The organism is Vibrio sp. ZF 223 (assembly GCF_003050585.1).
GTDB classification, from domain to species: Bacteria; Pseudomonadota; Gammaproteobacteria; order Enterobacterales; family Vibrionaceae; genus Vibrio; species Vibrio crassostreae.
Window position 1 is genome coordinate 174,598 of sequence record NZ_PIGB01000008.1, and the last position, 21,931, is coordinate 196,528.

Genomic DNA, 21,931 nt, shown 5'->3' on the forward strand with positions numbered 1-21,931 from the left:
ATTGGAAAGGCATATTGTTTTATTTTGGCCCAGTGCTGTTGAAAATTATCCGGATATAATTTCTGATTTTGGAAAAAGGACTGATGTGATCTCTAGTTTAGATCTTGAGTGTAAATCCAAACCAGATATGATGTCATTGTTGAATTGCCTGTATGGCGAGAAGTTAAAAGGTAGAGATTATAAATATAAAGAGGTCGGTTTAGGAACTATTAAAGCCTATATTGTTGAAGTAAATTCTGAGTACAAAGTGTTACAAGTTACATCTGGTTTGAATTCTGTAAATTTGTATATGCATGAACTAAAAAAAAGTCTCCGTTTAAAATGTGGAGGTGGACATAATGTGCACGGAACTGAAGACATTATAGAGGCTACGGACGATGCGATCCTATTTTTTCAAAAGGAAATTGATAAAATTGAAGTTGGGACAAAGTACATCGAAAGCTTCTCTGACTGGAAAAGTAAAGGCGAGTCATGGTTTGACGAGTATTTGAGATTTAAATCGACTTATGGAGAAACATCTATTTTAAGAGGTATTGGTATCGACGAACAAGGAACTGATTCTGATATTGATATTCTAGTTGATGATAAGTTGGTTACTTCTTTAAGGAAAAGATTGAGACTATCGGCAAAGAAACCTAAAAAACTCGACTCTCGTGCTTTTTATTCATTAAGTTCTAATATCGATTTTGATCTTAGGTTATTGAGTGATAATTATTTGCCACTTGATTTGTCAAAAGCTCTTTTTGAATCTGAAGAATCACTAAATGAATATAATGAAATGCAAATAAAGGGCATTGCTTATCATTGTTTAGTACACAAGAATTTTGTAAACACAAAGTACCTAAATTGTTTAGAACTTGATGCCAATACTAGCTCTGTCTATAAGATAGATTTACTAGGGATAATTGAGCGAGATATAAACCTATGCACATCAGCATATCCTTGTAAAGACATATCTGTAGGCTATTACAATTACACTGAGATTAATGGCAATCCACCTACTTTTTTTAGAAGGTTTTTCTGGGGGTATCTTAACTTAAGAAAGTTTATTTCATTTTTGATACGACCAAAAAGGTATGAGGCCCAAATTGAAATTATTTAATAACTATATTAAGTTTGAAAATGAAAACAAGATAGTTAATATCTTATCAAAAAAAAACAATGATGATAGATTTATTTTCGGACGCTATTTTAAAATTTTAGGCTTTGAGATTCATATTGCCCCTATTGTTCCAGGCCAATCGCTTGACACCATACTGGAAAACGAATCTAATGAAGTCGGAACTATATATAATTGCTTTAGAACATTGTATTTGTTGATGTTAAAACTTAATCGAAGTGGAATTCAACATAGGGATATTAATCCGGGTAATGTTATTTATAAAGATGGTGCTGTTTTTGTCATTGATTGGGAGCATGTTAGCGACTTAGATTCCCACGTGATATTTGATAATAAGAAAAAGGGACTTGGGTACCCTAATTATATTGCACCTTATATATGGAGTGATCTATATAGTGTTTGTTCAATGTTTTTTAAAAGACTTAAAGGTTCGAGGTTCGAGAGTCGAATAGTTTTTTTGATGAATGTGCATTCGAGACTTTTTGAACAAATGGATACTTGTACGCTTGGTCATCTGAAAAATGATAATTATGATTTGATAATGTCAAATATGTTAAATTCAAAAAGTGGTCGCTTTAATTTTTTTATCGGTGAAAAAGGAAAAGAAATTGAGGTGTCTTTTAAAAGAGAATTAATTGATAGCATATTACCATTATATAAAAGTGAGTCTTTGAATAAAATTAAGTTTGAGTTATTACATAAAACAAACGCACTGGATATTATAACGTTAAAATATTGTTCTGGATCAAAAAGCCCTCATAATAAAATAGATTTATTAAGGTTGTTATTATGCGAACCAAGTTTGTTTCTAAAGAGAATGATTCATTAGCAAAGTTTTTGGTGTATGCTTTTTTACTTAGTAGCTATTTAAGTAGTACAACAACATATGCTTATTTATTTTGTATTATAATGTTTATTTCATGTTTTATATTCCATGGGAAATTTAATTTAAAAATAATTACAGTGTTATTTTTATTGTTTGTGTTTCAATATCTATATTTCTTGCTCGGTGTTGCTAATGACGCCAACATTTTTGATGCTATATATAACTTTGCTGGTTTCTATTTATTTATAGTTTTTGGTTTTTTCTTCATGAATTATGATGGGCTAGATATAAATGATTTGATTTTAAAATCATTATTGTTCTCAGTGCCTATTGTGTGCTTTATGTATCTTTCTGGAACTAACTATCTAGACGGTAATGATGACTTGTCTGATATAAGTCTGTTGAGAAGAATGTTTTTAATGATCTCTTTTATATACATAGGCTTGATGGTTAATTATTTGACTTTTTACGGAAGAATGCATAGTAGATATAAGAAGTTATCTATATTGATTTTGTTATCGTTTTTATCTGTAATAACCTCATTTTCAAAAGTTGCTATATTTCTAACAACAATAATAATGTCTTTATGGTTTTTACGAAACTTTAAGCTAATTTCCATTTTTGTTGCATTTTTTTTGGTGTTATTTGTCTTAGACAATTACTATATTTTTTCACCTAAGTTTTCGGTCATATTCTCTGGGTATGATATTGAATCAAGTGGCAATCAACTTCGAAGCCTGCAAATAGAATATTTATTTAATGACATATCTTTCTTTGGAAAGGGGCTTGGGAGTTATATTGATGGGTTTAGTCGAAGAACTCAAGGCTATGGTATTGAGTTAACATATTTCAACTTATTGCATAAATATGGTTTTTTTTCTATTGTTTATTTAACGGTGTTCTTGGCTCCAATGATAGTGGTTATTTTTCGTTGGTTGAAGAATAATATGAGTTATTGGGATAGAACATATATTTATATAGTTCCAGTGTTGATTGCATCGTTTATGAACCCTATGTTGAGTGCCCCTCTAGTTATTTTTATTGTTGCATATTGGTGGGTTAATGAGTTAAGAAGGAATAATTATGATATCAGTTTGCATGACCACCTATAATGGTGGTTTGTTTATTGAGAAACAATTGAAATCTATTTTGAATCAACTGTCTGAGAATGATGAAGTAATAATATGTGACGATATTTCAAGTGATAATACGGTGAGTGTGATCGAATCATTTTATGATGAACGAATTAAGTTATATATAAATAGTTCCAGATTGGGGCATGTTAAAAATTTCGAAAAATCCATTTCTTTATCTAAAGGAGATTTCATTTTTTTAAGTGACCAGGATGATGTCTGGAGCGACAACAAGGTTGATGTTATATTAGATAAGTTCAATAATAACCCTCAAGTCGAGTTGATTCATCACGGTATAGCAACTATTGACGTTGAAGATAAAATTATTGATCATCATTATATTATAAATGATATTAAAATTGGCCAGTATAAATTGCTGAATTTAACTATCAAACCTAGTTTTTTTGGTTGTGCGATGGTATTCCGACGTAGTTTACTTAAACTGGCTATGCCTTTTCCTCAAATAGTATATGCTCATGATCATTATTTGTGTAATGCGGCATTGATTAAAGGGCAAGCAATATCAGTTCCCGAGGTTCTTATTCATTATCGTCAACATGATAAAAATTTGACGCCGAAAGTCTCTACTGTTTCTATTCGATCAGCTATTAATAGAATTAAGTTGTTAACTTTAAATTTATGTCTAATATTCAGGAATCGATATGTTCAAAAATAATGTTTTGTTAATTACGGGTGGTACAGGATCGTTCGGTAATGCTGTCCTTGACCGTTTTTTGGAAACAGATATTAAGGAGGTGCGTATATTCTCTCGTGATGAAAAGAAACAAGATGATATGCGCAAAAAATATAACTCCCCTAAGTTAAAGTTCTACATTGGTGATGTACGCGATTACAACTCTATTCTATCGGCTACACGTGGTGTTGATTTTGTTTACCACGCAGCAGCACTTAAACAAGTACCTTCGTGTGAATTCCATCCAATGGAAGCGGTGAAGACCAATGTATTAGGTACGGAAAACGTCCTTGAAGCATGTATCGCGAATGAAGTTTCACGTGTAGTTTGTTTAAGTACAGATAAAGCAGTTTACCCAATTAATGCGATGGGTATTTCAAAAGCTATGATGGAAAAAGTCATTGTTGCTAAATCTCGTAATGTTAATCCTAACAAGACAGTTATATCGGCAACGCGTTACGGTAATGTCATGGCGTCTCGTGGTTCGGTAATCCCGCTGTTTTTGCGTCAAATTATAAATGGTGATGCAATCACAATTACAGATCCGAATATGACACGTTTTATGATGACATTGAATGATGCTGTCGATCTTGTATTACATGCATTTACACATGGTATTAATGGTGACATCTTCGTGCAAAAAGCTCCCGCTGCGACTATCGATGTTTTAGTACAGGCTTTAAAAACCATCACGTCTACACCTGAACATGAAGTCAATGTGATAGGTACTCGTCATGGAGAAAAACTGTATGAAGCATTATGTAGCCGTGAAGAGATGTTTGTTGCTGAAGACCAAGGTGGTTACTACCGTATCCCTTCAGACAACAGAGATTTAAATTATTCACAATATGTTGAAGAAGGTGAACAAGATTTAAGCGTTATTGAAGATTATAACTCTCATAATACCGATCGTTTAGATGTAGAGGGTATGATTAAGTTACTTCATAAGTTGGATTTTATTTCTGATATAGAAGCTGGCAGTCTTAACGTGCCCGAAGGTGTGTAATGAGAGTTTTAGTTACAGGCGCAAAAGGCTTTATTGGTAAGAACTTGTGTTTTCAATTAGAAGAGCAGGGGTTTACAGATATTGTTAAAATTGACCGAGACCATTCACTTCAAGAGTTAGATAATGCATTAGAAACAGCAGATTTCATTTATCACTTGGCCGGTGTCAATCGTCCGAAAAATGACGAAGAATTCAAACAAGGTAATGCAGACCTAACTTCTTATATCGTAACCAAGCTAAACGAGCTCAACAGAGCTACACCCATTCTTCTTACTTCCTCTATACAAGCTGAGAAATCGAACCCATATGGTGTCAGCAAAGCTCAGGCAGAAGTCGTTGTAAATGAATATGGCTTACAGTCTCAAGCAAAAGTTTATATCTATCGTTTGCCAAATGTCTTTGGTAAGTGGTGTCGACCAAACTACAACTCAATGGTTGCTACCTTCTGTCACAATATAGCAAATGATCTACCGCTGACGATCAACGACCCTACAGCAAAAGTTAACTTAGTTTATATCGATACAGTTTGTGAACATTTTATCCATCACCTAAATCATGATGATAAATCAGGTGAGCAATCAATCAAGCCAATCTACCCAACAACGGTTGGTGAGGTTGCTAACGCACTTGAGTCATTTAAAAAAAGCAAATCATCTTTAATAACTGAAAACGTAGGTTCTGGCTTCTTGCGAGCACTTTATTCTACTTACATTAGTTACTATTCCCCAAAACAATTTTCGTACACAGTACCTGCCTATACAGATCCTCGTGGTTCTTTTTGTGAGCTTTTAAAAACTAAAGATGCTGGGCAGTTCTCTTTCTTTACTGCTCATCCGGGTATCACGCGTGGCGGGCATTATCATCATTCAAAAAATGAGAAATTCTTGGTTATTAAGGGGCAAGCAAGATTTCGGTTTGAACATATCTCAACCGGTGAACGCTACGAGTTAGATGTTACAGGCGATGATTACCGAGTAGTCGAAACTGTCCCTGGATGGACTCATGACGTGACTAATATCGGTGACTCTGAGCTTATTGTAATGTTATGGGCTAACGAAATCTTTGATCGAGAAAAGCCAGACACGCTTGCAAAGCCACTGTAGGAATTTAAAATGAAAAAATTAAAAGTAATGTCGGTGGTCGGAACTCGACCTGAAATCATTCGTTTATCTAGAGTGTTATCTAAATTGGATGATCACTGTGAACATGTTCTTGTCCATACAGGTCAAAATTATGATTTTGAGTTAAACGAAGTATTCTTTAATGATTTAGGTGTGCGTAAACCCGATTATTTCTTGAATGCTGCAGGTAAAAATGCAGCTGAGACTATTGGGCAAGTGATCATTAAGGTGGATCGAGCATTAGAAGAAATTCAACCAGATGCAATGTTAGTATTAGGTGATACAAATTCTTGTTTGTCTGCAATACCAGCAAAACGCCGCAAAGTTCCTATCTTTCATATGGAAGCGGGTAATCGCTGCTTTGACCAACGTGTACCAGAAGAAACGAATCGACGTATTGTTGATCATACCGCCGATATCAACCTTACTTACAGTTCTATTGCGAGAGACTACCTACTTGCGGAAGGTCTACCTGCTGATCGTGTGATTAAAACAGGCAGTCCAATGTTTGAGGTATTAAGTCACTATATGCCTCAAATTGATGGCTCAGATGTATTATCTCGTTTGGGACTTGAAAAGGGGCGATTTTTTGTGGTGAGCGCTCACCGTGAAGAAAACGTAGATTCTCCGAAACAGCTGGCAAAACTAGCTGAAACTTTAAATAACGTTGCAGAATATTATGATTTACCTGTAATTGTTTCAACGCACCCTAGAACTCGCAACCGAATTGAAGCGCAAGGTATTGATTTTCACCAGAACATTCAATTGCTCAAACCGTTGGGTTTCCACGACTACAACCACCTTCAAAAAAATGCCAAAGTGGTTCTCTCAGACAGCGGCACTATTAATGAAGAATCTTCGATCATGAATTTCCCTGCATTAAATTTGCGTGAAGCACATGAGCGCCCAGAGGGAATGGAAGAAGCTTCGGTCATGATGGTTGGTTTAGATGTAGAGCGTGTAATGCAAGCTCTGCAAATTTTAGAGACTCAGCCAAATGGTAATGAGCGACTATTACGCCCAGTATACGATTACAGCATGCCGAATGTATCTGACAAAATGGTGAGAATCATTCACTCGTATACGGATTACGTCAAACGAGTCGTTTGGAAAGAGTATTAAGTGAATTAACTCGTGAGGTTGACTCACGAGTTACAAGATAGAGTCATATATGAAAATTCTTTTGTTAACTCAATGGTTTGATCCGGAACCTACCTTTAAAGGTATTCTTTTTGCTCAAGCTCTACGTGATGAAGGCCATGAGGTTGAAGTTCTTACTGGCTTTCCGAATTATCCTGGCGGTAAAGTTTACGATGGCTATAAAATTAACGTTTACCAAAAAGAGGTTATGGATGGGATAACTATCCATCGAGCACCTTTGTATCCAAGCCACGATGGCTCTGCAGCTAAACGAATTTTAAATTATATGTCATTCGCGATTAGTACTTTTCTTGTAGGACTGATAAAAACTAGAAATATAGATGTTATTTATAGTTATCACCCTCCTTTAACAACATCATTGTCGGCTTGTTTGTTGGGATTTTGTAAAAGGGCTCCTTTTATTGTCGATGTACAGGACTTATGGCCTGATACATTATCTGCGACTGGGATGATTAATAACAAAAAAGTTCTCAACATAGTCGGAAAAGTTTGTGATTTCGTATATAAAAGAGCAGCTAAAGTTGTCGTTTTATCACCTGGCTTCAAAAAAAGAATAGTATCAAGAGGTGTACCTGTCGAAAAAGTCGAAGTTATTTATAATTGGTGTAACGAATCTGCTTTAAATAAGTTTGAAAAGACAGGTGTTAAATTACCAGAAAACGGAAATTTAAACCTATTATTTGCTGGCAACCTTGGCTTTGCTCAGGGGCTACCTTCTATTATTCAGGCGGCAGAGATATTGCACCGCCAAAATATTAACGTAAATATTGTATTTCTCGGTGACGGGGTTGCAAAACAGGCGGCAATCGAGACTGTTGAAGATCTAAAATTAAGCAACGTATATTTTTTGCCAAGAGTTTCTATGCAACAAGTTGGCTCATTACTTTCTTGTGCGGATATGCTTCTGGTGCATTTAAACAAAAATGAATTATTCGAAATTACAGTACCTTCGAGAACTCAAGCAAACATGGCAATGGGTAAACCCATTGTTATGGGAGTTGCGGGTGACGCTTCTGATTTAATTAATAAAGCTAAAGCTGGTGTTTCTTGTCAACCTGATAATCCGGAATCTTTAGCTGAAGCCGTAATGCATGTCTGTTCTTTAACGGAGTTGGAAAGGTTAAGCTTAGGTGAAGCTGGTAAAGAGTATTACGAACAACATCTTTCTCTGAAGCAAGGTGTTAATAAGTTTATCTCGATTTTTGAGGACGTTAAGTGAAAAGAATTTTTGACTTTATTGTATCTTTAACGGCTTTAATTGTATTTTTGCCTATCATTGCCTTCGTTGCTTGGAAGATTCGCAAAAATCTTGGATCTCCCGTTTTATTTCGTCAAACTCGCCCAGGATTGAACGGAAAGTTATTTGAAATGGTGAAGTTTCGCAGCATGAAAGATGCGGTTGATGCCAATGGTAGCCAACTTCCTGACGACGAACGCATGACACCATTTGGTGACAAGTTACGTTCAAGTAGCCTAGATGAGTTACCAGGCCTTTGGAACGTTTTGAAGGGTGATATGAGTTTAGTCGGCCCTCGCCCTTTATTAGTGCAATATCTTCCCCTTTATAGCAAAGAGCAAGCTCGCCGCCATGATGTTCGTCCTGGGATAACGGGATGGGCTCAAGTCAACGGACGCAATGCGATCAGTTGGGAGGAGAAGTTTAAACTAGATGTTTGGTATGCTGATAACCTAAGTTTTCCTCTAGATGTGAAAATACTTTTCCTAACAATTAAAAAGGTCTTTATTAAAGAAGGCATCACGGCTGAAGGTCATGTGACTACTGAAGCATTTAAGGGTACTAGTAATGATTAAAGGTACAATATATGGCCTGGCTAAAGTTGTTGGCTTAGACAATTTAGTGCTTGGAGAAAGAAGTCAAATTGACGATTTTTGCTTTATTAACGCAGGTAGGGAAACTAATATTGGGCGAAATGTTCATATAGCCTCTTTTACAACAATTGTTGGTGGGGGGGAATGTGTTATAGGTGACTTTGCAGGTTTGAGTGCTGGGTGTCGGCTCATTACGGCTAGTGATGATTTTTCCGGCCCATATCTAACCAACCCAACAGTACATTCAGATTTCACTAACGTGAAATCTGGCAAGGTAGAGATCGGACGTCACGCTATTATTGGTACGAATAGCGTTATTTTCCCTGGGGTCACTATTGGTGAAGGCTGTGCGGTAGGTGCTGGTGCTGTTATCCGAAAAAACTTGAAACCTTGGACGGTTTACGCAGTGATTGATGGCAAACTGAAAGAACTAAAGAAGAGAGATATGAAAGCTGTGTTAGAGGCTGAACGCCAGTATCTGGAGAGTGAACATGCTTAATACATCATTTTCTCCATGGCCTTCGTTTACTCAAGAAGAAGCGGACGCCGTAAGTAAGGTTGTACTTTCGAATAAAGTTAATTATTGGACGGGTCAAGAAGGTCGTGATTTCGAAAAAGAGTTTGCGGCTTGGGTTGGCTGTGAATATGCAGTAGCTCTGGGTAACGGTACGCTAGCGTTAGATGTTGCACTGAAAGCATTTGGGGTTGGTCAAGGTGATGAAGTGATCACCACATCTCGTACTTTCTTAGCATCGGCTTCGTCAATTGTAACGGCTGGTGCGACACCTGTTTTTGCGGATGTTGATCTAAACAGTCAAAACATTACCGCTGAATCGATACAAGCGGTACTTACGCCAAAAACCAAAGTCGTGATTGTTGTTCACCTTGCAGGCATGCCTGCCGAGATGGATGCGATTATGGCGCTCTCTGAAAAGCATGGCTTCAAGGTAGTTGAAGATTGTGCTCAGGCGCACGGTGCGAAATATAAAGGTCGCAGTGTCGGTACGATTGGTCATATTGGTGCTTGGTCTTTCTGCCAAGACAAGATCATGACTACCGGCGGCGAAGGCGGCATGGTAACGACTAACGACAAAGATCTGTGGTCGTTTATGTGGTCTTATAAGGATCATGGTAAAAGCTTTGATGCCATTTACAACCGCGAGCACTCACCAGGCTTTCGTTGGCTTCATGAAAGCTTTGGTACCAACTGGCGCATGACAGAAATGCAAGCGGTTATTGGTCGTATCCAAATTCAACGCATGGCTGATTGGACGCAAAAGCGTCAAGCGAATGCAGCTGTGATTGAAGCGGCGATGGCTGATCTTGCTATTGTTCGCAGTGTGGATATTCCTGAATACATTGAACATGCTGAATATAAGCATTATATGTTCATTCGCCCTGAGCATCTAAAACCAGGTTGGACTCGCGATAAAATTGTTGATGCGATTGTTGAGCAAGGTGTGCCTGCATACCAAGGCAGTTGCTCTGAGGTTTATCTAGAAAAAGCATTTGATGGTACAAGTTACAGGCCTAAAGTGCCGTTAAAGAATGCGGTTGAGCTAGGTGAAACCAGTTTAATGTTTTTAGTGCACCCAACCTTAACGCAGAGCGAGATTGAGAAAACGGCGGAAGTGCTGCGTGCTGTTTTACTTGAAGCACAAGCTTAACCATTCTCACAAGTAAAAAGAGCTTTTTCTTTCAGCACCTTTGGTCTCAATATTACTGGCTTACTGGCTTACTGGCTTACTGGCTTACTGGCTTGATTTTCCAATATATGAGATGTCAGTTAGTTTAAGCTCTTTTCTTAAGCGGTCACCAAACCCCCAATAGATGAAAGTTGTCGAACTATTGGGGCTTTTATATCAATAACAAATTAAAGCGCGAATTAAATATTCGGGTTATCTTTTGCAAGTTCTCTTTGCGAATTTAAATAATGTTCAACACATCCACTCATGCAGTCTTTGTGGTTTATTAAATACTCATAAATAAGAATAACTTTATGCAACGTCTAAACTTCATATGGCACCTTTCTCGTTTTAAAAAGCGGGTTATCAGTGTTTCTATTGATGCTTTAATCATTATATTTGCTCTGCACATTGCGCTGTGGACAAGGCTAGGCGACTTCCAATTTTTGAATGATGGCGATAATTTATTACTGACAGGCTTAACAGTAATAATGACGGTGCTTATATTTACAAAAATTGGTCTTTATCGAGCAGTACTTAGGTATCTCACCTTTCAAGCGCTGTTTGTGGTAACGGCAGGCGCAATATTGTCGGCAATCTCTTTGGCTCTGCTTGCCTATTATCTGCAAGAACCTGTCCCTCGTACGGTGCCTATTATTTACGGTGCTTACTTAGCTTTATTATGTGGCGGCTCTCGTTTGGTGGTTCGCAATCTTGTCGCGACGACGTCGAAAGATTCACGTCAAGAAGTATTAATTTACGGTGCGGGCTCAGGCGGCCGACAATTGGCTGTCGCGTTAAGAGCGTCTGAAAACTATCGAGTACGCGCGTTCATTGATGAAGACAAAACGCTCACCAATACGATGATTTTGGGCTTGCCCGTTGTTGCATTAGGCAAAGCGGAAAGGTTGATTGAAAAGCACAACGTTTCTAAAATCTTGCTCGCGATACCTAGCGCCTCTCGCGCTCGCCGTAAGCAAGTATTGGATTTGCTGGCGCAGCTGCCCGTTGAGATTCAAACCGTTCCTGAAATGGCCGATATTGTGTCAGGTAAAGCGAAAATTGATGAGCTTACCGATGTACCTATTGAAGATTTGTTGGGTCGTGATGCGGTTGCGCCTCAGCAAGCTCTGATGGAAGCTAACATCAAAGATAAAGTGGTGATGGTGACCGGTGCTGGCGGCTCTATTGGTTCTGAACTTTGTCGTCAAATCCTTAAACAACAACCTAAAACATTAGTGCTGTTTGAAGTCTCTGAGTTTGGCTTATACCAAATTGATCGTGAGCTTTCTTTAGTTAAAGAAACCAAAGGTTACGATGTTGAAATCGTGCCTTTACTAGGTTCCGTTCAGCGCTCACATCGCTTATTGACCTCAATGCAGTCTTTTGGTGTACAAACGGTTTATCATGCCGCGGCTTATAAACACGTTCCTCTTGTCGAGTATAACGTGGTAGAAGGTGTGCGTAATAATGTTTACGGCACTTACTATACGGCTAAAGCCGCTATTGAAGCAGGTGTTGAATCATTTGTGCTTATCTCGACAGATAAAGCGGTACGCCCAACTAACGTAATGGGCACCACCAAGCGTATGGCGGAATTAGGTCTACAAGCTTTGGCTGAGCAAGAGAACCAAAAAGAGCACGGCACACGTTTCTGTATGGTTCGCTTTGGTAATGTACTTGGTTCGTCTGGCTCGGTTATTCCTCTGTTTAAAAGGCAGATTAAAGCCGGTGGCCCACTTACTGTTACCCACCGCGATATTACCCGTTTCTTTATGACCATTCCTGAAGCGGCGCAATTGGTGATTCAAGCGGGTGCTATGGGTAAAGGCGGTGATGTTTTCGTTCTTGATATGGGTGAATCGGTCAAAATCACAGACCTTGCAGCAAACTTGATTAATCTTTCAGGGCTTTCTGTTAAGAATGAAGAGAACCCTCATGGTGATATTGAAATCCAATTCTCAGGCCTGCGTCCTGGTGAGAAGCTCTATGAAGAGTTATTGATTGGCGATAACGTATCCCCAACCGCTCATGAGCGAATCATGACCGCGCAAGAAGTATTCTTACCGATTAATGAATATGACACGCTACTTGAATCTTTGGATTTTGCTTGTCACAACTTACAACATGATGCGATTCGCCAGCTACTTCTTGATGCGCCAACCGGGTTTAAGCCGACAGATGGGGTAGGGGATTTGGTTTGGAATGCTGCTCAAAACCAAGAAGATCTCCTTCTAGAACCTAGAACCTAGAACCTAGAACCTAGAACCTAGAACCTAGAACCTAGAACCTAGAACCTAGAACCTAGAACCGATATTGGGTTCGGTTATTTGAATTATGACTTTTAGTTAGCAAATACTTCACACAATCTTTTCGGAAACGTCATGATTATTGTCCATAATTACTATGAGCTTTAATAGCGATATGAGGTAGTAATCATGATAATAGATATTTCATCTAATCAAGAAATTGAAGAAAGTTTGGATCAAATATTGTGGGATGATTTTAGCTTTCAATATGTTACCAACAAAACCACAGTGATAGAGCAACCAGCGGTGCATGATCTAAAGTCACAGGACGATGATGAAGAGCATGACACTGAAATTAATCTTCTAAACTGAAGAGCCGTGAGGCTACCGTTGTTGCGCTTTTTCAATGTAGATGTAGGGATATAAATTTTCATATCCCTACTTTACGCCCTCCTAAAATGACGCTTTTTTTCACATTCGATCATCCTACCTGCGCCCTTTCTTGATCTTCCACTACAGTTTTGACTGTAAACTGTAGTAAAATTACGCTAATTTGTTTTTATACCGATTTATTTTGAATTGAACGAGGTCAGTCCTATGTCAGCTAAGAAGCCAATGGCTCTAGTGATCCTTGACGGTTACGGTTACCGTGAAGACAACCAAGACAACGCTATCGCGAACGCTAAAACACCAGTATTAGACGGTCTTATTGCTAACCAACCTAACACGCTAATCTCGGCTTCTGGCTTAGATGTAGGCCTACCTGATGGCCAAATGGGTAACTCTGAAGTGGGTCACACCAACATCGGTGCGGGTCGCGTGGTATACCAAGATCTTACTCGTATTACCAAGTCAATTTCAGATGGCGAATTCGGCAAAACTGAAACGCTAGTTAACGCTATCGACAAAGCGGTGAAAGCTGAGAAAGCGGTTCACATCATGGGTCTTATGTCTCCAGGTGGCGTTCACTCTCATGAAGACCACATCTACGCAGCTGTTGAAATGGCAGCAGAGCGTGGCGCAGAGAAAATCTACCTACACGCTTTCCTAGACGGCCGTGATACACCGCCACGTAGCGCAGAAAACACACTTGCACGTTTCCAAGCCCTATTCGCTAAGCTAGGCAAGGGCCGTGTGGCTTCGCTTATTGGTCGTTACTACGCAATGGACCGTGATAACAACTGGGATCGCGTTCAAGAGTCTTACGACCTGCTGACTCAAGCAAAAGCTGAGTTCACATTCGACACAGCAGTAGCTGGCCTAGAAGCGGCTTACGCTCGTGACGAAAACGATGAGTTCGTGAAAGCAACTGAAATCAAAGCGGAAGGCGAAGAGTCTGCCGCTATCGTTGATGGCGATGCAGTTATCTTCATGAACTACCGTGCTGACCGTGCGCGTGAAATTACGCGTGCATTCGTGCCTGATTTCGACGGTTTTGAGCGTAGTGTATTCCCAGCGATCGATTTTGTGATGCTGACTCAATACGCAGCAGACATCCCACTTCTATGTGCATTCCCACCGGCTTCTCTAGAGAACACCTACGGTGAATGGCTATCGAAAGAAGGCAAAACGCAGCTACGTATCTCTGAAACAGAGAAGTACGCGCACGTGACTTTCTTCTTCAACGGCGGTAAAGAAGACGAGTTTGAAGGCGAAGAGCGTCAGCTTGTTGCTTCTCCAAAAGTAGCAACGTACGACCTACAACCAGAAATGAGCGCACCAGAGCTAACTGAAAAGTTAGTTGCTGCAATCAAAGGCGGCAAATACGACGCTATTGTTTGTAACTTCCCTAACTGTGACATGGTTGGCCACACTGGCGTTTACGATGCAGCAGTTAAAGCCGTAGAGTCGCTAGACGAATGTCTGGGTAAAGTGGTTGAAGCAATCAAAGAAGCTGACGGCCAACTGCTTATCACTGCTGACCACGGTAACGCGGAAATGATGGTAAACCCAGAAACGGGCGGCATCCACACTGCGCACACTAACCTACCAGTTCCACTTATCTACGTAGGTAGCAAAGACGTTGAGTTCAAGGAAGGCGGTAAACTGTCTGACCTAGCACCAACGATGCTTTCTCTGTCTGGTATTGCAATCCCAGCTGAAATGTCAGGCGATGTGATCGTTAAATAGTTTTAACTTTCATCGAATACTAGAACGGCTGCACGCGAGTGTGGCCGTTTTTTTGTATCTGGAGTTTGAGGAATAGATGCGAGATACGAGTAAACGGGATTCGAAGAGCTTAAGAGCGGATACGGGATACGGGATGCGGGTAAACGGGATACGAAGAGCTTTAAGGGCAGATGCGAGATACGAGTAAACGGGATTCGAAGAGCTTAAGAGCGGATGCGTGATACGGGTAAACGGGATTCGAAGAGCTTAAGAGCGGATGCGTGATACGGGTAAACGGGATTCGAAGAGCTTAAGAGCAGATGCGAGATGCGGGTAAACGAGAAGCTTAAGAGCGGATACGGGATGCGAGTAAACGGGATACGAAGAGCTAAGAGCAGATTCGGGATGCGGGTAAACGGGATACGAAGGGCTTAAGAGCGGATGCGAGATACGAGTAAACGGGATGCGAAGAGCTTAAGAGCGGATGCGAGATGCGGGTAAACGAGATTCGAAGAGCTTTAAGAGCAGATGCGAGATACGGGTAAACGGGATTCGAAGGGCTTGAAAAGCAGATACGAGATGCGAGTAATCGGGATGCGAAGAGCTTGAAAAGCAGGTGAGAGTAAGCGAAATTCGAGAAGATAAAAGCATAAGGCCTGAACTATCTCTAACTTGGTTCTTTATTAATACTTTTCTACGATGTTCTTTTGAGATGATTAGGTTTTCGGTCTTTAGGTAGAAATTGTGCTTTATAGAAAACTTGATGTTTGGCAACGAAGCCGGCAGTTATCGATAAATGTTTATCGGGGAATGTCTATGTGTAGAGATTTTGGTTTTAAAGATCAGATTACTCGTAGTGCTTTATCTGTACCTAGCAATATCGCAGAAGGCTGTGAGCGGAAATCTCTGAAAGAGCGTAAGCACTTCTTTGCAATCGCTAAGGGGTCTATAGGTGAATTTGCAACTCAAGCTGACATAGGCTCTGAAGTTGGGTTCATTTCCAAGAGCGTTGGTGAGCAATGGCAATCGGAAGCATTTCAAATCTCACGCATGTTAGGAGCTTTAATCAAGTCACTAGAACAATAACTTCCTTTGCTTTTCTCATCTCGTTCACTCGAATCCTACATCTGCTTTTATCTCAGCTCTTTGCCTTTCGCATCCCGTGCACTCGAATCCCGCATCTGCTCTTTGCTTTTCGCATCTCGATACCCGAATCTCGCATCTGCTCTTATATCTTTTCGCATCTCGATACCCGAATCTCGTATCTGCTCTTAAGCTCTTATATCTTTTCGCATCCCGGTTACTCGCATCTCGAATCTTTCTCTACTTGAAGTGCAAAACAATACCCTGAAATACCACCCATGATGTTCCCCAAGGCTAAGCCAATAAACAGCCCTTCTACGCCATCGATTTGGCTACCTACCCAAGCAAACGGCAAGGTAAATACAAACAGGCGCATGAAGCTCCATTGAAAGGCTTTGAGCGGTTGATGCATGGCATTCATTGCACTAATCAGCATCATGATAATTCCTTGGAAGCCATAGCTAAACGGGACAACTAACAAGTAATGCCACAAGATGCCTCGTACAGATTCTTCTTGAGAGAACAGGGCTGCCAAAGGGATGCTCAATGGCACCATCATTAAGAAAATCAAACCTTGGAACATCACAGCGAAGCGCATGCTTAAGAACAGAGCTTTGAAACTACGTTGTGGATTATTAGCGCCAAAGTTTTGCGCCATGAAAGGCGTAAGAGCCGAAGTCAGAGACATCAATACGATGATTAGAATCGATTCAATACGCTGGGCAGCTCCGTAAGCCGCCACCGCTTCTGTCCCTTGTTTGGCTAACATCATCATGATAATGGCGCCAGCAAGTGGGTTAAGGGCATTGGAAAGGGCTGCGGGTGTGCCAATGGTTAAGATCTGTTTCCAGTCATCGATGATGTTTTTTAGCTTAGGCGGAGCAAGTAGCTTTTCTCGTATGGTTAATACATACAGTGAGCCACATAAAGCACCAAACCAACTGAATCCGCTAGCAATGGCTGCGCCCTGAATCCCTAGTTCAGGGAAGGGGCCGTAACCAAAGATTAATAGAGGATCGAGAATGCCGTTAATCAGGCCTGCCAGCATCATGATCTTGGCGGGCGTTTTGGTATCGCCACTCGCTCGTATTGCGCTATTACCTGCCATTGGAATAACAAGTAGCGGTATCGCTAAATACCAGACTGACATGTATTCGGATATCAGTGGCAGTAACTCAGGTTCTGCCCCCAACAGAGTAAACATAGGCTCTAGTGTTACTAAGCCCAGTGTTGATGCAAAGCCAACAAGCAACACCGCAAGCATTAACCCGTGACATGTAAAGCGAGCCGCATTTTGTGCGCAACCTTGACCAAGTAACCTTCCAATACACGTCGAAAGGCCGATGCCAATTCCCATGGTGATGCAGTTGATGGCAAAGGTGACAGGGAAGGTGAAGCTCACCGCAGCAAGGGCTTGGGTACCCAATAATGAGATAAAGAAAGTATCGACCAGGTTAAACATCAAGATCGCCACCATACCGAATATGGTCGGTATGGTCATGGTACGCAATGTACTCTCAATTGGGGCGGTTAATAGCCCGTGCTTATCTTGCATGTAAAACGCCGATAGAAACCAAAAGCGTAGGATAAACAGATGCGGGCGGGAAGGGAAGAAAAGCAGATGCGAGATGTGAAAGAGCAGATACGAGATGCGGGTAAACGAGTATCGAAGAGCTAAGAGCGGAAAAAGAGATGCAGCCTTCTTTTGTTTTATCCCTGACAGTTACACAGGACTATTCGCAGGGGCGTTTTTGCTTTTCGTATCTCGCATCCCGTTTACTCGTATCTGCTCTCAAATCATTCGCATCCCGTATCTGCCCCTTAGATCACAATTTTTCCCTTTCACCCCTTGGGATCTTTCACATCGCCCCAACATACTCTTTAACCCCATGCCAATCGTGGCAACTATCAAATTAAATGGAAATTATCAGGAGATCTGACCGATGAATATCCGTCCTCTACACGACCGAGTTATCGTTGAGCGCCAAGAAGTTGAATCTAAATCTGCTGGTGGCATCGTTCTAACTGGTTCTGCCGCTGAAAAATCAACTCGCGGTACAATTCTAGCTGTTGGCAAAGGCCGCATCCTAGAAAACGGTTCAGTACAACCATTGGACGTTAAAGTTGGCGACACTGTTATCTTCGCTGAAGGCTACGGCACTAAGTCTGAAAAAATCGACGGCAAAGAAGTTCTGATTATGTCTGAAAACGACATCATGGCGATCGTTGAGTAATCCGACCCATAAAACTGAACTGATTGAATAAAGAATTTAAAGGAAATAAAGATGGCTGCTAAAGACGTTAAATTTGGTAACGACGCACGTATTAAAATGCTAGAAGGTGTAAACGTTCTGGCTGACGCGGTAAAAGTAACGCTAGGTCCTAAAGGCCGTAACGTTGTTCTAGATAAATCATTTGGCGCACCAACGATCACTAAAGATGGTGTTTCTGTTGCACGTGAAATCGAACTTGAAGACAAGTTCCAAAACATGGGTGCACAAATGGTGAAAGAAGTGGCTTCGCAAGCGAATGACGCAGCGGGCGACGGTACTACTACAGCAACCGTTCTTGCACAAGCTATCATCACTGAAGGCCTAAAAGCCGTAGCTGCTGGCATGAACCCAATGGATCTTAAGCGCGGCATCGACAAAGCGGTTATCGCAGCAGTTGAAGAGCTTAAAGGCCTTTCTGTTCCATGTTCTGATACTAAAGCTATCGCTCAAGTAGGTACTATCTCTGCGAACTCGGATTCGACAGTAGGTAATATCATTGCTGAAGCGATGGAAAAAGTAGGCCGTGATGGCGTAATCACAGTTGAAGAAGGTCAGGCTCTACAAGACGAGCTAGACGTAGTGGAAGGCATGCAGTTCGACCGCGGTTACCTATCTCCTTACTTCATCAACAACCAAGAAGCGGGTTCTGTTGATCTAGAAAGCCCATTCATTCTTCTTATCGACAAGAAAGTTTCGAATATCCGTGAACTTCTTCCGACTCTAGAAGCAGTTGCTAAGGCATCTCGTCCACTTCTTATCATCGCTGAAGATGTAGAAGGCGAAGCGCTTGCAACTCTCGTTGTGAACAACATGCGTGGCATCGTTAAAGTGGCTGCGGTTAAAGCACCTGGTTTCGGTGACCGTCGTAAGTCTATGCTTCAAGATATCGCTATCCTAACGGGTGGCACGGTTATCTCTGAAGAGATCGGTCTAGACCTTGAGAAAGTAACGCTAGAAGACCTAGGTCAAGCTAAGCGTATTACTATCACTAAAGAAAACTCGACTATCATCGATGGTGCGGGTGATGAAGTGATGATCCAAGGTCGCGTTTCTCAAATCCGTCAACAAATCGAAGACGCAACGTCAGACTACGACAAAGAGAAGCTTCAAGAGCGTGTAGCTAAGCTAGCTGGCGGTGTTGCAGTAATCAAAGTTGGTGCTGCGACTGAAGTTGAGATGAAAGAGAAGAAAGACCGCGTTGAAGACGCACTTCACGCAACTCGCGCTGCAGTTGAAGAAGGTGTGGTTGCTGGTGGTGGTGTTGCACTTATTCGCGCTGCATCTAAAGTTGCTAGCCTTGAAGGCGACAACGAAGAGCAAAACGTAGGTATCCGTGTTGCACTACGTGCGATGGAAGCACCGATTCGTCAAATCACTAAGAACGCAGGCGATGAAGAGTCTGTTGTTGCTAACAACGTTCGTGCTGGCGAAGGTAACTACGGTTACAACGCGGCGACTGGCGAATACGGCGACATGATTGCAATGGGTATCCTAGATCCAACTAAGGTAACGCGTTCTGCACTTCAGTTCGCAGCATCCGTTGCTGGTCTTATGATCACAACAGAAGCGATGGTGACAGACAAACCTCAAGATTCAGCTCCTGCAATGCCTGATATGGGCGGCATGGGCGGTATGGGTGGCATGGGCGGCATGATGTAATCATCCCTCGCTATTCATAGTGAAATTGAAAACGGAGGCTTCGGTCTCCGTTTTTGTTTTTTAAAGAGCAGATACGAGATTCGAGTAATCGGGATGCGAAGAGCTTGAAAAGCAGATTCGGGATGCGAGTAATCGGGATACGAAGAGCTTGAAAAGCAGATTCGAGATGTGGGTAATCGGGATACGAAGAGCGTAAGAGCGGATACGAGATTCGAGTAAGCGGGATACGAAGAGCTTGAAAAGCAGATGAGAGGTGCGAGTAATCGGGATGCGAAGAGCTTGAAGGGCAGATGCGGGATTCGGGTTAACGGGATGCGAAGAGCTTTAAAGGCAGATACGAGATGCGAGTAATCGGGATACGAAGAGCTTTAAAGGCAGATGAGAGGTGCGAGTAATCGGGATGCGAAAAGATTTAGAAGGTTAGAGCAGATATGAGATTAGAAAAGATGAAAGGATAGAAGTCTCGAACTTTGGTTCTTTATTAATACTTTTCTACGATGTTCTTTTGAGATGATTAGTTTTTCGGTCTTTAGGTAGAAATTGTGCTTTATAGAAAACTTGATGTTTGGCAACGAAGTCGACAGCTATCGATAAACGTTTATCGAGTAATGTCTATGTGCAAAGATTTTGGTTTCAAAGATCAGATTACTCGCAGTGCTTTATCTGTACCTAGCAATATCGCAGAAGGCTGTGAGCGGAAATCTCTGAAAGAGCGTAAGCACTTCTTTGCAATCGCTAAGGGGTCTATAGGTGAATTTGCAACTCAAGCTGACATAGGCTCTGAAGTTGGTTTTGTAGCTAAAGAAGTTGCTGCTAGGTGGCAATCGGAGGCACTTCATATATCTCGCATGTTAGGCGCTTTAATCAAGTCACTAGAACAATAACTTCCTTTGCTTTTCTCATCTCGTTCACTCGAATCCTACATCTGCTTTTATCTCAGCTCTTTGCTCTTTGCTCTTTGCTCTTTGCTCTTTGCTTTTCGCATCTCGTTTACTCGAATCCCGCATCTGCTTTTATCTTTACTCTTATTCTTTTCGCATCCCGTGCACTCGAATCCCGCATCTGCTTTTATCTTTGCTCTTATTCTTTTCGCATCCCGTGCACTCGAATCCCGCATCTGCTCTTTGCTTTTCGCATCTCGTTTACTCGAATCCCGCATCTGCTCTTAATCATTGCTCTTTTTGATTTACCGTCTTATATTCAACAGTACAGTTATGACATTGATCTAACATGGATAGCTGTTGAATAAAGGATAATAAATGCTTGATTGAAAATGGATTAATCAAGTCAACAATAAGTCAGTGGAGACTCCCCAATGAAAAAACTACTTTCAGTACTTGCTGTGTCGGCAGCAGTAATGGCACCAGCGGCATTCGCTTCTTCGCCTGTTATGTTTTCAACGATCAACGGCTTCAACGCACCTGATTCAGATGCGGTTGGCGGTGTACGTTTAGCTCTGCTTCACGGACAAGTAAACGACCTTAAAGGTGTTGATCTTGCGGTTGTTGGTATGTCTGAGACGCAAACAACAACAGGTGTGAACCTGGGTATCTTCGGTGCATCAAAAGTGAACCAAGAAATGACCGGCGCATCTCTAGGTTTCTTCAACTGGAACACAGGTAAAACAACGGGTGTTAACCTTGGTGCAGTGAACATTACCAATGATGTAAAAGGCGCGAACGTGAGTTTCGTCAACTACTCAGAAGGTAACACTATGGTTGATGTTGGCGCTGCGAACCTTTCAGAAGTGTCGACGGTTCAGGTTGGTATCTTCAACAAAACCAACAAAATCGAAGGTGTACAAGTTGGCCTGATCAACTGTGCTGATAACGGTTTCTTCCCGTGCTTCCCGATTGTAAACTTCGCTAAATAAAGCGGTCGTTTAGCCTTTAGTTCTACTATTGGCGAGCGATGTTTAGTTGGCGTATTAGCTTTTATTTAGCGCATTAGCGTTTAAAAGCGAAGCCTATCAACGCCTAAAC

Annotated in this window: 20 protein-coding genes; 19 read left to right on the forward strand and 1 reads right to left on the reverse strand. The window is 41.1% G+C overall.

Annotation, left to right across the window (positions count from 1 at the left end):
* Position 1: 1 nt before the first annotated feature.
* From CWO13_RS16205 to CWO13_RS16275, 15 genes are all read left to right on the forward strand, one after another.
* A complete protein-coding gene (locus tag CWO13_RS16205; RefSeq protein WP_108083224.1) occupies positions 2-1,102 on the forward strand; it encodes a hypothetical protein in 1,101 nt (366 codons plus the stop codon).
* Entirely contained in the window at positions 1,089-1,949 is an 861-nt protein-coding gene (locus tag CWO13_RS16210) for a hypothetical protein (protein WP_146164380.1), read from the forward strand. Before CWO13_RS16205 ends, CWO13_RS16210 begins: the two co-directional genes overlap by 14 nt.
* A complete protein-coding gene (locus tag CWO13_RS16215) occupies positions 1,910-3,058 on the forward strand; it encodes a hypothetical protein (protein ID WP_108083226.1) in 1,149 nt (382 codons plus the stop codon). Before CWO13_RS16210 ends, CWO13_RS16215 begins: the two co-directional genes overlap by 40 nt.
* On the forward strand, positions 3,030-3,755 hold the full coding sequence (locus CWO13_RS16220; RefSeq protein WP_108083227.1) for a glycosyltransferase: 726 nt from the start codon (positions 3,030-3,032) through the stop codon (positions 3,753-3,755). The genes CWO13_RS16215 and CWO13_RS16220 overlap by 29 nt, the downstream gene beginning before the upstream one ends.
* On the forward strand, positions 3,742-4,779 hold the full coding sequence (locus CWO13_RS16225; protein ID WP_108083228.1) for a polysaccharide biosynthesis protein: 1,038 nt from the start codon (positions 3,742-3,744) through the stop codon (positions 4,777-4,779). Before CWO13_RS16220 ends, CWO13_RS16225 begins: the two co-directional genes overlap by 14 nt.
* Complete coding sequence (gene wbjC, locus CWO13_RS16230) at positions 4,779-5,882, forward strand: UDP-2-acetamido-2,6-beta-L-arabino-hexul-4-ose reductase (RefSeq protein ID WP_108083229.1); 1,104 nt, start codon at positions 4,779-4,781, stop codon at positions 5,880-5,882. The genes CWO13_RS16225 and wbjC overlap by 1 nt, the downstream gene beginning before the upstream one ends.
* 9 nt (positions 5,883-5,891) lie before the next feature.
* Positions 5,892-7,022: a non-hydrolyzing UDP-N-acetylglucosamine 2-epimerase gene (gene wecB, locus CWO13_RS16235; protein WP_108083230.1), complete on the forward strand. Its 1,131-nt coding sequence runs from the start codon at positions 5,892-5,894 to the stop codon at positions 7,020-7,022.
* Positions 7,023-7,071: 49 nt separating this feature from the next.
* Positions 7,072-8,280, forward strand: a complete 1,209-nt coding sequence (locus CWO13_RS16240; protein WP_108083231.1) for a glycosyltransferase family 4 protein — start codon at positions 7,072-7,074, stop codon at positions 8,278-8,280.
* The gene (locus tag CWO13_RS16245; protein ID WP_108083232.1) at positions 8,277-8,873 is read left to right on the forward strand and encodes a sugar transferase; all 597 of its coding nucleotides are present in this window, start codon (positions 8,277-8,279) and stop codon (positions 8,871-8,873) included. Before CWO13_RS16240 ends, CWO13_RS16245 begins: the two co-directional genes overlap by 4 nt.
* The gene (locus tag CWO13_RS16250; protein WP_108083233.1) at positions 8,866-9,390 is read left to right on the forward strand and encodes an acyltransferase; all 525 of its coding nucleotides are present in this window, start codon (positions 8,866-8,868) and stop codon (positions 9,388-9,390) included. The genes CWO13_RS16245 and CWO13_RS16250 overlap by 8 nt, the downstream gene beginning before the upstream one ends.
* Positions 9,383-10,558 carry a DegT/DnrJ/EryC1/StrS family aminotransferase gene (locus tag CWO13_RS16255; RefSeq protein ID WP_108083234.1) on the forward strand — a complete coding sequence of 392 codons (1,176 nt, stop codon included), beginning with the start codon at positions 9,383-9,385 and terminating at the stop codon, positions 10,556-10,558. The genes CWO13_RS16250 and CWO13_RS16255 overlap by 8 nt, the downstream gene beginning before the upstream one ends.
* A 332-nt stretch (positions 10,559-10,890) precedes the next feature.
* A complete protein-coding gene (locus tag CWO13_RS16260) occupies positions 10,891-12,828 on the forward strand; it encodes a polysaccharide biosynthesis protein (protein ID WP_108083235.1) in 1,938 nt (645 codons plus the stop codon).
* 186 nt (positions 12,829-13,014) lie between these two features.
* Entirely contained in the window at positions 13,015-13,197 is a 183-nt protein-coding gene (locus CWO13_RS16265; protein WP_017063154.1) for a hypothetical protein, read from the forward strand.
* Positions 13,198-13,422: 225 nt separating this feature from the next.
* Positions 13,423-14,955 carry a 2,3-bisphosphoglycerate-independent phosphoglycerate mutase gene (gene gpmM / locus CWO13_RS16270; RefSeq protein ID WP_108083236.1) on the forward strand — a complete coding sequence of 511 codons (1,533 nt, stop codon included), beginning with the start codon at positions 13,423-13,425 and terminating at the stop codon, positions 14,953-14,955.
* 723 nt (positions 14,956-15,678) lie between these two features.
* Complete coding sequence (locus CWO13_RS16275; protein ID WP_055320084.1) at positions 15,679-16,020, forward strand: four helix bundle protein; 342 nt, start codon at positions 15,679-15,681, stop codon at positions 16,018-16,020.
* A gap of 214 nt (positions 16,021-16,234) precedes the next feature.
* Here the strand turns inward: CWO13_RS16275 and CWO13_RS16280 are convergent, their stop codons facing one another.
* Positions 16,235-17,572 carry an MATE family efflux transporter gene (locus CWO13_RS16280; protein WP_108083237.1) on the reverse strand — a complete coding sequence of 446 codons (1,338 nt, stop codon included), beginning with the start codon at positions 17,570-17,572 and terminating at the stop codon, positions 16,235-16,237.
* A gap of 388 nt (positions 17,573-17,960) precedes the next feature.
* Here CWO13_RS16280 and CWO13_RS16285 point away from each other — a divergent pair, with 388 nt between their 5' ends.
* The 4 genes from CWO13_RS16285 to CWO13_RS16305 all read left to right on the forward strand — a co-directional run bounded on the left by CWO13_RS16285 (position 17,961) and on the right by CWO13_RS16305 (position 21,822).
* Positions 17,961-18,251: a co-chaperone GroES gene (locus CWO13_RS16285; RefSeq protein ID WP_017061289.1), complete on the forward strand. Its 291-nt coding sequence runs from the start codon at positions 17,961-17,963 to the stop codon at positions 18,249-18,251.
* Positions 18,252-18,302: 51 nt separating this feature from the next.
* A complete protein-coding gene (groL, locus tag CWO13_RS16290) occupies positions 18,303-19,949 on the forward strand; it encodes a chaperonin GroEL (RefSeq protein WP_048661396.1) in 1,647 nt (548 codons plus the stop codon).
* A 542-nt stretch (positions 19,950-20,491) separates the two neighbouring features.
* Positions 20,492-20,833 (forward strand): four helix bundle protein, encoded by a 342-nt coding sequence (locus CWO13_RS16295; RefSeq protein ID WP_108083238.1) that lies wholly within the window; start codon positions 20,492-20,494, stop codon positions 20,831-20,833.
* A 431-nt stretch (positions 20,834-21,264) separates the two neighbouring features.
* On the forward strand, positions 21,265-21,822 hold the full coding sequence (locus tag CWO13_RS16305; RefSeq protein ID WP_017068001.1) for a VC2662 family protein: 558 nt from the start codon (positions 21,265-21,267) through the stop codon (positions 21,820-21,822).
* Positions 21,823-21,931 lie beyond the last annotated feature (109 nt).

What these genes read in the sequence shown, in the direction of transcription:
- wecB (WP_108083230.1), top strand. Translation starts at nt 5,892, where the DNA reads ATGAAAAAATTAAAAGTAATGTCGGTGGTCGGAACTCGACCTGAAATC.
- gpmM (WP_108083236.1), top strand. Translation starts at nt 13,423, where the DNA reads ATGTCAGCTAAGAAGCCAATGGCTCTAGTGATCCTTGACGGTTACGGT.
- CWO13_RS16240 (WP_108083231.1), top strand. Translation starts at nt 7,072, where the DNA reads ATGAAAATTCTTTTGTTAACTCAATGGTTTGATCCGGAACCTACCTTT.
- CWO13_RS16220 (WP_108083227.1), top strand. Translation starts at nt 3,030, where the DNA reads ATGATATCAGTTTGCATGACCACCTATAATGGTGGTTTGTTTATTGAG.
- CWO13_RS16250 (WP_108083233.1), top strand. Translation starts at nt 8,866, where the DNA reads ATGATTAAAGGTACAATATATGGCCTGGCTAAAGTTGTTGGCTTAGAC.
- CWO13_RS16305 (WP_017068001.1), top strand. Translation starts at nt 21,265, where the DNA reads ATGAAAAAACTACTTTCAGTACTTGCTGTGTCGGCAGCAGTAATGGCA.
- wbjC (WP_108083229.1), top strand. Translation starts at nt 4,779, where the DNA reads ATGAGAGTTTTAGTTACAGGCGCAAAAGGCTTTATTGGTAAGAACTTG.
- CWO13_RS16280 (WP_108083237.1), bottom strand. Translation starts at nt 17,572, where the DNA reads ATGCAAGATAAGCACGGGCTATTAACCGCCCCAATTGAGAGTACATTG.
- groL (WP_048661396.1), top strand. Translation starts at nt 18,303, where the DNA reads ATGGCTGCTAAAGACGTTAAATTTGGTAACGACGCACGTATTAAAATG.
- CWO13_RS16285 (WP_017061289.1), top strand. Translation starts at nt 17,961, where the DNA reads ATGAATATCCGTCCTCTACACGACCGAGTTATCGTTGAGCGCCAAGAA.
- CWO13_RS16260 (WP_108083235.1), top strand. Translation starts at nt 10,891, where the DNA reads ATGCAACGTCTAAACTTCATATGGCACCTTTCTCGTTTTAAAAAGCGG.
- CWO13_RS16225 (WP_108083228.1), top strand. Translation starts at nt 3,742, where the DNA reads ATGTTCAAAAATAATGTTTTGTTAATTACGGGTGGTACAGGATCGTTC.
- CWO13_RS16255 (WP_108083234.1), top strand. Translation starts at nt 9,383, where the DNA reads ATGCTTAATACATCATTTTCTCCATGGCCTTCGTTTACTCAAGAAGAA.
- CWO13_RS16215 (WP_108083226.1), top strand. Translation starts at nt 1,910, where the DNA reads ATGCGAACCAAGTTTGTTTCTAAAGAGAATGATTCATTAGCAAAGTTT.
- CWO13_RS16265 (WP_017063154.1), top strand. Translation starts at nt 13,015, where the DNA reads ATGATAATAGATATTTCATCTAATCAAGAAATTGAAGAAAGTTTGGAT.